At 69.3% G+C, this 13,260-nt stretch carries 9 protein-coding genes; 5 read left to right on the top strand and 4 right to left on the bottom strand.

What is annotated here, in order from left to right; genetic code table 11:
* Positions 1-126 precede the first annotated feature (126 nt).
* Positions 127-1,374: a site-2 protease family protein gene (locus OHA05_RS06670; protein WP_313947316.1), complete on the bottom strand. Its 1,248-nt coding sequence runs from the start codon at positions 1,372-1,374 to the stop codon at positions 127-129.
* A gap of 115 nt (positions 1,375-1,489) precedes the next feature.
* Here OHA05_RS06670 and OHA05_RS06675 point away from each other — a divergent pair, with 115 nt between their 5' ends.
* The gene (locus OHA05_RS06675) at positions 1,490-2,374 is read left to right on the top strand and encodes a RecB family exonuclease (RefSeq protein WP_328860057.1); all 885 of its coding nucleotides are present in this window, start codon (positions 1,490-1,492) and stop codon (positions 2,372-2,374) included.
* 10 nt (positions 2,375-2,384) lie between these two features.
* Positions 2,385-3,056, top strand: coding sequence for a response regulator transcription factor (locus OHA05_RS06680; protein WP_313947314.1), 672 nt, complete (start codon positions 2,385-2,387; stop codon positions 3,054-3,056).
* 109 nt (positions 3,057-3,165) lie between these two features.
* Here OHA05_RS06680 and OHA05_RS06685 read toward each other — a convergent pair whose 3' ends face one another.
* The 3 genes from OHA05_RS06685 to metH all read right to left on the bottom strand — a co-directional run bounded on the left by OHA05_RS06685 (position 3,166) and on the right by metH (position 9,669).
* Positions 3,166-4,767 carry an ABC transporter substrate-binding protein gene (locus OHA05_RS06685; RefSeq protein WP_313947313.1) on the bottom strand — a complete coding sequence of 534 codons (1,602 nt, stop codon included), beginning with the start codon at positions 4,765-4,767 and terminating at the stop codon, positions 3,166-3,168.
* Positions 4,768-5,295: 528 nt separating this feature from the next.
* A complete protein-coding gene (locus tag OHA05_RS06690; RefSeq protein WP_313947312.1) occupies positions 5,296-5,997 on the bottom strand; it encodes an HAD family hydrolase in 702 nt (233 codons plus the stop codon).
* A 159-nt stretch (positions 5,998-6,156) separates the two neighbouring features.
* Positions 6,157-9,669, bottom strand: coding sequence for a methionine synthase (gene metH, locus OHA05_RS06695; protein ID WP_313947311.1), 3,513 nt, complete (start codon positions 9,667-9,669; stop codon positions 6,157-6,159).
* Positions 9,670-9,913: 244 nt separating this feature from the next.
* On the opposite strand from metH, the gene OHA05_RS06700 reads away from it, so the two are divergent.
* The 3 genes from OHA05_RS06700 to glpK all read left to right on the top strand — a co-directional run bounded on the left by OHA05_RS06700 (position 9,914) and on the right by glpK (position 13,256).
* Complete coding sequence (locus OHA05_RS06700; protein WP_313947310.1) at positions 9,914-10,678, top strand: IclR family transcriptional regulator; 765 nt, start codon at positions 9,914-9,916, stop codon at positions 10,676-10,678.
* A 232-nt stretch (positions 10,679-10,910) separates the two neighbouring features.
* A complete protein-coding gene (locus OHA05_RS06705; RefSeq protein WP_313947309.1) occupies positions 10,911-11,699 on the top strand; it encodes an MIP/aquaporin family protein in 789 nt (262 codons plus the stop codon).
* Between the two features lie 30 nt (positions 11,700-11,729).
* A complete protein-coding gene (gene glpK, locus OHA05_RS06710; RefSeq protein ID WP_313947308.1) occupies positions 11,730-13,256 on the top strand; it encodes a glycerol kinase GlpK in 1,527 nt (508 codons plus the stop codon).
* The last annotated feature ends 4 nt before the right edge of the window (positions 13,257-13,260 follow it).

A 13,260-nucleotide genomic window follows, 5' to 3' on the forward strand; every position in this document is an offset into this window, starting at 1 on the left:
CAGCCTACCGGCACCGACAGGGCCCGGGGACCACGCCGGGGGCGTGCTGCCTGCCCCGGCCGGAAGATCGACAGGACCCCCGGGGAGTGGCTGGAACCCGTCGCCCCGCCGCGCGCGGGCCGGCCGTCAGCCCTGGGGGCGGGCCATCGCGGCGACGAAGGCGCGCTCGACGTCCGCCGTGGACAGGACGCCGTAGATCTCGCCGCTCTTCTCCACCACCAGGTACTCGGTGGCAGGGGTCGCGCGCAGGCGGTCCAGGAGTGCCTCGCCGGCCAGTTCGGCGGGGATCCGCATGCCCTCCGTGAGGTCCTGGGCCAGTCCGCTGACCGCGACCCAGGGCCGGCGGTGCTCGGGGACGCCCACGATCGCGGCCTCCCGCACCAGGCCGGTCGGATCGCCCTGGCCGTCGACGACGACGAGGGCGCGGGCACCGGCCTCGTTGGCCCGGCGCAGCGCCTCGGAGAGCGGCGTGGTGGACTCCACCGGCACGGCCCGCCTGGTCAGGGTGCGCGCCTGAAGCTCCGGCAGGTGCTCCCGCAGCCGGGCCATGCGAAGGCTGTTGCCGGCTCCGGTCCAGATGATCGCCGCGAGGATCGCCGCGAGCAGCGCGTCGGTGACGGTCTCCATGCCGCCGATGTCCTCGGTGGCATTGCCGAGGGCGCCGGTGTGGGTCAGCAGCGGGAGGCCGATGAGGACGGCGACGGCGAGCGCCCGGCCGACCCAGGCGGCCGCGATGGTGCCGCTCATCGGCTTGCCGGTGATCTTCCAGACGACGGCCCGCAGCATCCGGCCGCCGTCCAGCGGCAGTCCGGGCAGCAGATTGAAGGCGGCGACGATCAGGTTGGAGATCATCAGCCCGGCGAGCAGGACGCCGGGGACCGTGCCGGGGTCGACGGCGAACATGCCCAGATAGAAGACGGCCGCCAGGATCAGGGAGAGCAGCGGTCCGACGAAGGCGAGGATGAACTCCCTGCCCGGTGTCTCCGATTCCTTCTCGATCTCCGACACCCCGCCGAAGAACTGGAGCTGGATCCGGCGGACCGGCAGCTTGAAGCGCAGCGCCGCGACGGTGTGCGCCAGTTCGTGCACGAGCACGGAGGCGTAGAAGGCGACCGCGAAGAAGAGCGAGACCAGATAGCGGGCGCCGCCGAGCTCGGGGAGCACACGGTCGAGCTGGCCGCCGAACACCCAGGTGATGAGGGCGGCCACGATGAACCAGCTGGGGGCGACGTAGACCGGCACACCGAAGGGACGGCCCATCAGGATTCCGCCGCCGGGGCCGTCGGAGCGCTTCCGCTTGCCGCCACCGGGTCCGGCTCCCCCGCCGTCCGTCCGGGCGCGGCCGCGCTCGTCGCCCGTGTCGTCCTCGTTCACGTGTTCCCTTCGTCGCGGGATTGCCGATGCATCGTTCGTTCGATCATGCAGTGCTCAGGGTCTGAGGTCGATGGTATTGCGCTCGCTGTCAGTGGCGGGTCGTAGGGTCTGCGTCATGAGTACGAGTCAGGAGCCGATGCCGGCCCGGCAGCCCACGTCACTGTCGCCCTCGCGGGCGAGCGACTTCATGCAGTGTCCCCTGCTGTACCGGTTCCGGGTGATCGACAGGCTGCCGGAGAAGCCGAGTGAGGCGGCCACGCGGGGCACCCTCGTCCACGCGGTCCTGGAGCGACTCTTCGACGCACCCGCCGCGGAGCGCACCGCTCCGCGCGCGAAGGCCCTGATCCCGGGCCAGTGGGACCGGCTGCTGGAGAACCGGCCGGAGCTCAGCGAGCTGTTCGACGCGGACGAGGGCGGCGAGCAGCTGTCGCGCTGGCTGGGCGAGGCCGAGTCGCTGGTGGAGCGGTGGTTCTCGCTGGAGGACCCGACGCGGCTGGAGCCCGCCGAGCGGGAGATGTTCGTCGAGACCGAGCTGGAGTCGGGGCTGCGGCTGCGCGGTGTCATCGACCGCGTGGACGTCGCGCCCACCGGCGAGGTGCGGATCGTGGACTACAAGACGGGCAAGGCCCCGCGCCCGGAGTACAGCGAGGGCGCGCTGTTCCAGATGAAGTTCTACGCCCTGGTGATCTGGCGGCTGAAGCAGGTCGTCCCCCGCCGGCTCCAGCTGGTGTATCTCGGCAGCGGCGACGTCCTCACCTATGACCCGGTTCCGGCGGACCTGGAGCGTATGGAGCGCAAGCTGCTGGCTCTGTGGGAGGCGATCAGGCTCGCGACGGAGACGGGCGACTGGCGGCCGCGGCCGACGAAGCTGTGCGGCTGGTGCGACCACCAGGCGGTCTGTCCGGAATTCGGCGGCACTCCCCCGGTATATCCGCTGAGCATTTCCCCGGCCGAATCGCCGGAGGATGGTCAGGGCAGAATGGGCCCGGACCGAATGTAGAGGAGTTCCCGTGGCTATCCGCGTCCTGCTGGTCGACGACCAGCCGCTGCTGCGTACCGGTTTCCGGATGATCCTGGAGGCCGAGCAGGACATCGCGGTCGTCGGCGAGGCCGGGGACGGTCTTCAGGCGCTCGACCAGGTGCGGGCGCTTCAGCCCGACGTCGTCCTGATGGACATCCGGATGCCCCGGATGGACGGGGTCGAGGCGACCCGGCAGATCACCGGTCCGGGCCGGGACGGCCCGGCCAAGGTGCTGGTGCTGACCACCTTCGATCTCGACGAGTACGTGGTGGAGGCGCTGCGGGCCGGCGCCAGCGGCTTCCTGCTGAAGGACGCTCCCGCCAATGAGCTGGTGCAGGCGATCCGGGTGGTGGCGGCGGGCGAGGCGATGCTGGCCCCGAGCATCACCCGCAGGCTCCTCGACAAGTACGCGGACCATCTCCCCTCCGGCGAGGAGGCGGTGCCGGACACCCTGCACACGCTGACCGAGCGTGAGGTGGAGGTCCTCAAGCTGGTCGCGCGGGGCCTGTCCAACGCGGAGATCGCGGCGGACCTGTTCGTGAGTGAGACCACCGTCAAGACGCATGTGGGCCATGTGCTCACCAAGCTGAGCCTGCGCGACCGAGTGCAGGCCGCGGTCTATGCGTACGAGAGCGGCCTGGTGCGCCCCGGGGCGCAGTAGTCGCTCCCCCACCGCGGTCGAGGCGCGCGATCGACCGGGCGGAGCGGGACATGCGAAAGGCGGCGGGCAGATGCCCGCCGCCTTTCGTTTCCACCGGATACCGCGGGGGTCAGGAGCCGCTGCCCCGGCCGAGCTCCCACAGCTGCATGTCGGAGCTGGCGTTGAGCAGGCTCTCCACACCGGTCACGCCGGTGCGGGCGGCGACGTACTGCTTGCCCTGCCACAGCGGCAGGACGGGCACGTCGTCGGCGACGATGTCCTGGATCTTGTTGAACGCGGTGGAGGCGGCGGTGCGGTCGGCCTCGCGGCGCGACTGCGGGATGAGGCCGCGGGCCACGGTGCTCACGTACGGGCTGTTGAGGAAGTTGCCCTTGTCGAGGAACGGCGCGATGTAGTTGTCCGGGTCCGGGAAGTCGGGGAACCAGCCGAGGCCGTAGACGGGGTAGTCACCGCGCTTCTGGGCGGGGCGGAACTTGCTCCACTCCGTGCCCTCGATGCTGACCGAGAACAGCTTGCTGCCGTTCAGCTGGTCACGCAGGACCTCGAACTCCTTGGCGGTGCCCGCACCGTAGTGGTCGGTCGTGTAGTGGAGCTTCAGCTTCACCGGCGTCTTGATGCCGGCCTCGTCCAGGATCTCGGCGGCGTTCGCACGGCTCGGCTCGCCGTACTTGTTGTAGAACGAGTTGGTGTGCGCGCCGATGCTCTTCGGGATGAGCGAGTAGAGCGGCTCGGCGGTGGCGCCGTAGACCTGGCCGGCGATCTGGCCGCGGTCGACGACGGCGGCCATGGCCTGGCGGACCGCCTTGTCCTTCACCGACGGGTCGTTGGTGTTGAAGGCGAGGTAGCGGATGGAGAGCCCGGGCATCTCGGTGAGCTCGATGCCCTCCTTCGGGCTGTCCGTCATCTCCTTGATCTGGTCCGGGGCCATCTCGCGGGTCATGACGTCGATGTCGCCGGCTTCCAGAGCCTTGCCCATCGCGTCGGCGTCCGGGAACAACCGCAGCTCGACCTTGTCGTTGTGGAGCTTGATGTCGCCCTTGTACGAGTCGTTCTTGCTGAAGACGACCTTGGTGATCTTGTCACCCTCGGTCTCGGTCTTCATCGTGTACGGCCCGGAACCGTCGACCTGGAAGCCCTCGCGGAGCTTCTTGGCCTCGTAGTTCTTCTTGCTGATGATCGCCGCGGCCGGCGTCGAGAGCTTGAAGGGGAAGGTCGCGTCCGGCGTCGCGAGGTGGAAGACGACCTCGTCGTCACCGTTGGTCTCGATGGTGTCGATGTTGTTCAGCAGGGCCGCGGTGCCGTTGTCGGTGTCGATGTCGAGCACGCGCTGGATGGAGAACTTCACATCCTCGGCCGTGACGTCGGTGCCGTCGGCGAACTTGAGGCCGTCGCGCAGCTTGCAGCGGTAGCTCTCGCTCGCGTTGTCGGTGAAGGAACACGACTGGGCGGCGTCCGGCACGGGCTCGCCGCCGCCGCGCGGGGCGTGCATCAGCGTCTGGACGGTCTGGCGCAGTACGTTCCAGGCGCCGGTGTCGTAGGCGTAGGCCGGGTCGAGCGGGGCAGGAGCGTCCTCGGTGGCGATGAACTGGTCCGTGGTGCCGACGACGATGGCGTCGCCGCCACCGGAGCCGCCCTCCGTGCTGCCGCAGGCGACGAGCACGGGCGCGAGCATGCCGGCCAAGGCCGGCAGCACCAAAGTCTTGCGGTTCATCCTGGACGTTCTCCCTCATCCGGCACTGGGATACAGCGGTGTGTACGGGAGACTCCGCCGCGGCCGCCCGGTCGGGGCGGTTTCGAACGGTCCGGGAAACAGGACGATCGGTCCTGTGTTCGCGGCGGTTGTGCGACCGCCGGGGCGCATCGGGGTTGCGGCGAAGTACTCGCGAAGAGATTAGTCGGCAACGCCACGAAAGCTTGACCGGGCCCGAGTTGGGCCGTATTCACTGAGTGATCGGTTATGCCTGTGAGTGGATGGTCACGCCACGGAATGTTTCGTACACCACTCCACCAATGCGGACACAAGGGCACAGCCGGACCGGTGCCGGAGGGCTGCCAGAGGGTCCGGAAGTACCCGATCCAGGACACGCACAGTGACGAACGTCACGCGGCAGAGTCCCTTGACCGCCCCGGGAAAAGACCGGGGGCGATGATCGAAAACCCCGCTCCACAGCCGCCCGGAGTTTCCTCTGCATTCAGCGGGAACTCCGGGACACTTCAAGAAACACGGACAGTACACGCATCAGTTCATCGTGGTGATGAGCGTGCGGAGAAAACCGAGGTCGACTTCTTCGAGAGAGCGGACGACGACCCTGCCCACGGCGGGCGGGATGGGCGCCACGGACGGCACGGCGACCACCCGGCAGCCGGCCGCCTCCGCGGAGGCCACACCGGTCGCGGTGTCCTCGATGACGGCGCATCTCGCGGGCTCCGCGCCGAGGCCGCGTGCGGCCAGGAGGTACGGATCGGGGTGCGGCTTGGTCCGCGGGACCTCGTCACCGGCGACGGAGAGCGCGAAGTTCTTCGGCCCGAGCGAGGCCAGCACGCGGTCGATGATCCGCCGGTGCGAGGCGGAGACCAGCGCGGTGGGCACCCCCTGTGCGGCCAGCTCGGCGAGCAGGCGCTCCGCGCCCGGCATGAGCGGCACACCGCGGCCGATACGCGCCTCGAAGCGGTCGTTCAGAAGCACGGTCAGCTCGGCCATGGTGATGTCGGCGCCCGTCGCCTCGATGAGGTATCCGGCGCTGCGCGTCATGGGGCCACCGACCACCACGTCCCGCCATGCCTCGTCGAGCTCGTGACCGAGATCCGCGAAGACCTCCACCTCCGCGTCCCACCAGAAACCTTCGGTGTCCACGAGGGTGCCGTCCATGTCGAGGAGAACGGCCTGAAGGGCAGACCCTTCCGCCGTACGGGTCAAGGACGCGGGGACCGTGCTGGTCATCGGCACACCTCCGTGAGGGACGAGAAGGCCGGCCACCTTTCCCTGCGGCTATTCCCGCGGGGAGAGACGACCGGCCTGCACTGGACCGACCAGTGTACGACTCGTCCGGCGAACATGCGCGGAGGGACGTCCAACGCGCGGTGACGCGCTGTGCGCCGTCTATCGCGCGTTGAAGTACTTCGCCTCCGGGTGGTGGATGACGATCGCGTCCGTGGACTGCTCCGGGTGGAGCTGGAACTCCTCGGAGAGCTCGACGCCGATCCGCTCGGGCTCCAGCAGCTGGGCGATCTTCGCCCGGTCCTCCAGGTCCGGGCACGCCCCGTAACCGAGCGAGAACCTCGCGCCGCGGTACTTCAGCGCGAACATGTCCTCCACCTCGGCCGGGTCCTCGCCGCCGAAACCGAGCTCGGAGCGGACCCGGGCGTGCCAGTACTCCGCCAGCGCCTCCGCGAGCTGGACGGACAGTCCGTGCAGCTCCAGGTAGTCGCGGTAGGAGTCCGACCCGAAGAGCTCCGCCGTCGCCTCACCGATCTTCGATCCGACGGTGACGACCTGGAGCCCGACGACGTCCCGCTCGCCGGACTCCTCCGGACGGAAGAAGTCCGCGAGACACAGACGGCGGCCGCGGCGCTGGCGGGGGAAGGAGAAGCGGGTGCGTTCCGAGCCGTCCTCGTTCAGCAGGATCAGGTCGTCGCCCTTGGAGACGCAGGGGAAGTAGCCGTAGACCACGGCCGCCTCCAGCAGGTTGCGGGTGTGCAGCTGGTCCAGCCAGCCCCGCAGCCGCGGCCGGCCCTCGCTCTCCACCAGCTCCTGGTACGAGGGGCCGTCACCGGCCCGCGCCTCCTTCAGGCCCCACTGGCCCTTGAAGAGCGCGCCCTCGTCCAGCCAGGACGCGTACTCCTTCAGCTGGATACCCTTGATCACCCGGGTGCCCCAGAAGGGCGGTTCGGGGACCGGGTTGTCGACGGCGACGTCGGAGCGTACGGCCCCTTCCTCGGGGCGGTCCTCGACGACGGCGTTCGTGGTGGCCCGCACACGGCGCTGCTTGAGGTCGGGGAGCGTGGCGCCGGGAACTCCGCGCTTGACCGCGATGAGGGCGTCCATCAGCCGCAGGCCCTCGAAGGCGTCGCGGGCGTAGCGGACCTCGCCCTCGTAGATCTCGTGGAGGTCCTGTTCGACGTAGGCCCGGGTCAGGGCGGCACCACCGAGGATGACCGGGTAGTCGGCGGCCATCTTGCGCTGGTTGAGCTCCTCCAGGTTCTCCTTCATGATCACCGTGGACTTCACCAGCAGGCCGGACATGCCGATGACGTCGGCCCGGTGCTCCTCCGCCGCCTCCAGGATCGCCGAGACCGGCTGCTTGATACCGAGGTTGACGACGTTGTAGCCGTTGTTGGACAGGATGATGTCGACGAGGTTCTTGCCGATGTCGTGGACGTCGCCGCGGACGGTGGCCAGCACGATGGTGCCCTTGCCGTCGTCGTCCGTCTTCTCCATGTGGGGTTCGAGGTAGGCGACGGCGTTCTTCATGACCTCCGCGGACTGGAGCACGAACGGCAGCTGCATCTGTCCGGAGCCGAAGAGTTCACCGACGACCTTCATGCCCTCCAGCAGCGTGTCGTTCACGATGTCCAGCGCGGGCCGGTCCTGGAGCGCCTCGTCGAGGTCCGCGTCCAGGCCGTTCTTCTCGCCGTCGATGATGCGCCGCTTGAGCCGTTCGTCCAGCGGCAGCGCGAGCAGTTCCTCGGTCTTGCCCGCCTTCATCGACTTGGTGTTGACGCCCTCGAAGAGGGCCATCAGCTTCTGCAGCGGGTCGTAGCCCTCGGCACGGCGGTCATGGATCAGGTCGAGGGCGGTCTGCACCTGCTCGTCGTCGAAGCGCGCGATGGGCAGGATCTTCGACGCGTGGACGATCGCCGAGTCCAGGCCCGCCTTGACGCACTCGTCGAGGAAGACGGAGTTCAGCAGGATGCGGGCGGCCGGGTTGAGGCCGAAGGAGATGTTGGACAGGCCCAGCGTGGTCTGCACGTCCGGGCGCCGGCGCTTGAGTTCGCGGATGGCCTCGATGGTGGCGATGCCGTCCTTGCGGGACTCCTCCTGACCGGTGCAGATGGTGAACGTCAGGGTGTCGATGAGGATGTCCGACTCGTGGATGCCCCAGTTCCCCGTGAGGTCCTCGATGAGCCGCTCGGCGATGGCGACCTTGTGCTCGACGGTGCGGGCCTGGCCCTCCTCGTCGATGGTGAGCGCGATGAGGGCGGCGCCGTGCTCCTGCGCCAGCGCGGTGACCTTCGCGAAGCGGGACTCCGGTCCGTCGCCGTCCTCGTAGTTGACGGAGTTGATGACCGCGCGGCCGCCGAGCTTCTCCAGTCCGGCCCGGATGACCGGGACTTCGGTGGAGTCGAGCACGATCGGCAGGGTGGAGGCGGTGGCGAAGCGCCCCGCCAGCTCCTCCATGTCGGCGACGCCGTCGCGGCCGACGTAGTCGACACACAGGTCCAGCATGTGTGCGCCCTCGCGGATCTGGTCCCGCGCCATCTCGACGCAGTCGTCCCAGCGGGCGTCCAGCATGGCCTCGCGGAACTTCTTCGATCCGTTGGCGTTCGTGCGCTCGCCGATCGCCATGTACGCGGTGTCCTGGCGGAACGGCACCGTCTGGTAGAGGGAGGCGGCGCCCGGCTCCGGGCGGGGGCTGCGGTCGGTCGGCGCGAGGTCACGCACGCGCTCGACGACCTGCCGCAGGTGCTCCGGCGTCGTACCGCAGCAGCCGCCGACGAGGGAGAGGCCGTACTCGCGCACGAACGTCTCCTGTGCGTCGGCGAGTTCGCCGGCCGACAGCGGGTAGTGGGCGCCGTCCTTGCCCAGGACCGGCAGACCGGCGTTCGGCATGCAGGAGAGCGGGATACGGGAGTGGCGCGCGAGATAGCGCAGGTGCTCGCTCATCTCGGCCGGCCCGGTGGCGCAGTTCAGGCCGATCATGTCGATGCCGAGCGGCTCCAGCGCGGTGAGCGCGGCACCGATCTCCGAGCCGAGGAGCATGGTGCCGGTCGTCTCGACCGTGACGGAGCAGATGAGGGGGAGGTTCGTGCCCGTGGCGTCCAGGGCCCGGCGGGCGCCGATGACGGCGGCCTTCGTCTGGAGGAGGTCCTGGGTCGTCTCCACCAGGAGGGCGTCCGCGCCTCCGGCGATCATGCCTTCGGCGTTCTGCTGGTAGGCGTCGCGCAGCTTCGTGTAGGGGGCGTGGCCCAGCGTCGGCAGCTTGGTGCCCGGGCCCATGGAGCCGAGCACCCAGCGCTGCTGTCCGGTGGATGCGGTGAACTCGTCGGCGACCTCGCGGGCGATGCGGGCGCCGGACTCGGAGAGCTCGTGGACCCGCTCGGGGATGTCGTACTCCCCCAGCGCGGCGAGGTTCGCGCCGAAGGTGTTCGTCTCGACGCAGTCGACGCCCACCTCGAAGTAGGCCGAATGGACGGTGCGGACGATGTCCGGGCGCGTCACATTGAGGATCTCGTTGCAGCCTTCGAGGTCCTGGAAGTCCTCGAGCGTCGGGTCCTGGGCCTGGAGCATCGTGCCCATCGCGCCGTCCGCGACGACGACGCGCGTGGCCAGGGCCTCGCGGAGGGCTTCGATTCGGGTCCGGCTGTCAGCGGAAGGGGTCGGCGACGAGGCCATGGATGAGCTCCCTGGGATGCGACGGCTGTCGGCTTTGCGCCCCCGGTGGAGGGCGCACGGACTTCAGACTAGCCGGGCGGGCCCCGTCGGGGCGGGAGCGTCCCACGACGCGGACGGACTCGTCGGTCCGCGGGGGCTTTCCGCATCCTGTCGGCCACGAGATACTCACTCGGCGGTCACCAAGGTCGGCATCGACCGATAGTGTTCAGCATTGTCGAACCGCTGTGAAGAAGGGCACGAGGCGATGGCGAAAAATATCCAGTCGCTCGAGCGTGCGGCGGCGATGCTGCGACTGCTCGCCGGCGGGGAACGCCGGCTGGGCCTGTCGGACATCGCCTCCTCGCTGGAACTGGCCAAGGGCACCGCGCACGGCATCCTCCGGACCCTCCAGGCCGAGGGTTTCGTCGAGCAGGACCCGGCGTCCGGCCGCTACCAGCTGGGGGCCGAGCTGCTGCGGCTCGGGAACAGCTATCTCGATGTCCACGAGCTGCGGGCCCGGGCCCTCGTGTGGACGGACGACCTGGCCCGTTCCAGCGGCGAGAGCGTCCACCTCGGCGTGGTGCACCAGCACGGCGTGCTGATCGTCCACCACGTCTTCCGGCCGGACGACAGCCGCCAGGTCCTGGAGGTGGGGGCCATGCAGCCGCTGCACTCCACGGCGCTGGGCAAGGTGCTGTCGGCGTACGACCCCGTGGCGCACTCGGAGGCCCTGGAAGTGGACCGCAAGGCCTTCACCCCGCGGACCGTCACCGACCTGGCCGGATTCGAGTCGGTGCTCGACCACACCCGGGCGCGCGGCTGGGCGGCCGACCTGGAGGAGACCTGGGAGGGCGTCGCCTCGGTCGCCGCCCCCATCCACGACCGCCGCCGCATGCCCGTGGGGGCCATCGCCATCACGGGCGCCGTGGAGCGGCTGTGCAAGGACGACGAGGTGCGGTCCGAGTTGATCGCGGCGGTGCGGGACTGCGCCCGTTCGGTGTCCCGCGACCTCGGCGCCGGGCGTTTCTGACCGATTTGGGCGCACCAAGGGTAACGATACGGTTTTCGGCCACTCACCCCTTGACGCGCTGTTAACCGGAGGGCAAAACTGCCGTTCATCGGTCGGCATTGTCGAACACCTAACGGCAATACGCGCTAGAGTGTGGCAGTGCCAGGGCCGACAAACGCTCTCACCTGAGGGCGCGGACCGCGGAGGGACCCGAGGTCCGCATTTCCCTGGACGAAGGACAAAGGAGTCGCGGGTGTCCAGCTCCGACATCTTCATCGGCGAGCTCATAGGTACCGCCGTACTCATCCTGCTCGGTGGCGGCGTGGTCGCCGCTGTCGTGCTCAAGCGCTCGAAGGCGCAGAACGCCGGCTGGCTGGCGATCACCTTCGGGTGGGGATTCGCGGTCATGACCGCGGTCTACATGACGGGCACGCTCTCCGGCGCCCACCTCAATCCGGCGGTCACGGTCGGTATCGCGATCAAGGACGGGGACTGGGGCAACGTCCCGGTCTACTTCGCCGGACAGATGCTCGGCGCCATGGTCGGTGCCGCGCTGGTCTGGGTCGCCTACTACGGACAGTTCCACGCCCACCTGACCGATCCGGAGATCCTCGCGGCCCAGCCCGAGGAAGAGGGCCTCGTCGACCAGAAGGCCGCGCCCAAGGCCGGTCCGGTGCTCGGAGTCTTCTCCACCGGCCCTGAGGTCCGTGTGGTGTGGCAGAACCTGGCGACCGAGATCATCGGCACCACCGTGCTGGTGCTCGCCGTCCTGACGCAGGGCCTCAACGACAGCGGCAAGGGCCTCGGTGTGATCGGCGCGCTGATCACCGCCTTCGTCGTCGTCGGTATCGGTCTCTCGCTCGGCGGCCCGACCGGCTACGCCATCAACCCGGCCCGTGACCTGGGCCCGCGCATCGTGCACGCCCTGCTGCCGCTGCCCAACAAGGGCGGGTCGGACTGGGGCTACGCCTGGATCCCCGTCGTCGGCCCGCTGGCGGGTGGTGCCCTCGCAGCGGGTATCTACCAGCTCGCGTTCGCCTAAGCCGTCCCTTCGACCCCGCAGGAGCACTCCGTGACCGACGCACACACCACCGGCCCGTTCATCGCGGCCATCGACCAGGGCACCACTTCCAGCCGCTGCATCGTCTTCGACAAGGACGGCCGCATCGTCTCCGTCGACCAGAAGGAGCACGAGCAGATCTTCCCGAAGCCGGGCTGGGTGGAGCACGACGCCGCCGAGATCTGGACCAACGTGCAGGAAGTGGTGGACGCTGCCGTCGCGAAGGCCGGCATCACCGCCGCCGACGTCAAGGCGATCGGCATCACCAACCAGCGCGAGACCACGCTGCTGTGGGACAAGAACACCGGTGAGCCGGTCCACAACGCCCTCGTGTGGCAGGACACCCGCACCGACGCGCTCTGCAAGGAGCTCGGCCGCAACGTGGGGCAGGACCGCTTCCGCCGCGAGACGGGCCTGCCGCTGGCCTCCTACTTCGCGGGCCCCAAGGTCCGCTGGCTGCTGGACAACGTCGAGGGCCTGCGTGAGCGCGCCGAGCGCGGCGACATCCTCTTCGGCACCATGGACTCCTGGGTCATCTGGAACCTCACCGGTGGCACGGACGGCGGTGTGCACGTCACGGACGTCACCAACGCCTCGCGCACCATGCTGATGAACCTGCACACCATGGAGTGGGACGACAAGATCCTCAGCTCCATGGAGATCCCGGCCGCGGTGCTGCCGGAGATCCGGTCCTCCGCCGAGGTCTACGGCAGCGCCAAGGGCGGCGCCCTGGCCGGCGTACCCGTGGCTTCCGCGCTCGGCGACCAGCAGGCGGCCCTGTTCGGCCAGACCTGTTTCGCCGAGGGCGAGGCCAAGTCGACGTACGGCACCGGCACCTTCATGCTGATGAACACCGGCGAGACGCCCGTCAACTCCTACAACGGGCTGCTGACGACGGTCGGTTACCGCATCGGTGACCAGAAGGCCGTCTACGCCCTCGAAGGTTCCATCGCCGTCACCGGCTCGCTCGTGCAGTGGATGCGCGACCAGATGGGCCTCATCAACTCCGCGGCCGAGATCGAGACGCTGGCCCTGTCGGTCGAGGACAACGGCGGCGCGTACTTCGTGCCGGCCTTCTCCGGACTGTTCGCCCCGTACTGGCGTCCCGACGCCCGCGGTGTGATCGCCGGCCTCACCCGCTATGTCACCAAGGCGCACATCGCGCGCGCCGTGCTCGAGGCCACCGCCTGGCAGACCCGTGAGATCAGCGACGCCATGACCAAGGACTCCGGCGTCGAGCTGACCGCACTCAAGGTCGACGGCGGCATGACCTCCAACAACCTGCTGATGCAGACCCTCTCGGACTTCCTGGACGCACCGGTCGTGCGCCCCATGGTCGCCGAGACGACCTGCCTCGGCGCGGCCTACGCCGCCGGCCTGGCCGTCGGCTTCTGGCCCGACACCGACGCTCTGCGCGCCAACTGGCGCCGGGCCGCCGAGTGGACCCCCCGCATGGACGCCACCCAGCGGGACCGTGAGTACAAGAGCTGGCTCAAGGCCGTCGAGCGGACCATGGGCTGGCTCGAGGACGAGGAGTAAAAAA

The organism is Streptomyces sp. NBC_00306 (assembly GCF_036169555.1).
GTDB classification, from domain to species: domain Bacteria; phylum Actinomycetota; class Actinomycetes; order Streptomycetales; family Streptomycetaceae; genus Streptomyces; species Streptomyces achmelvichensis.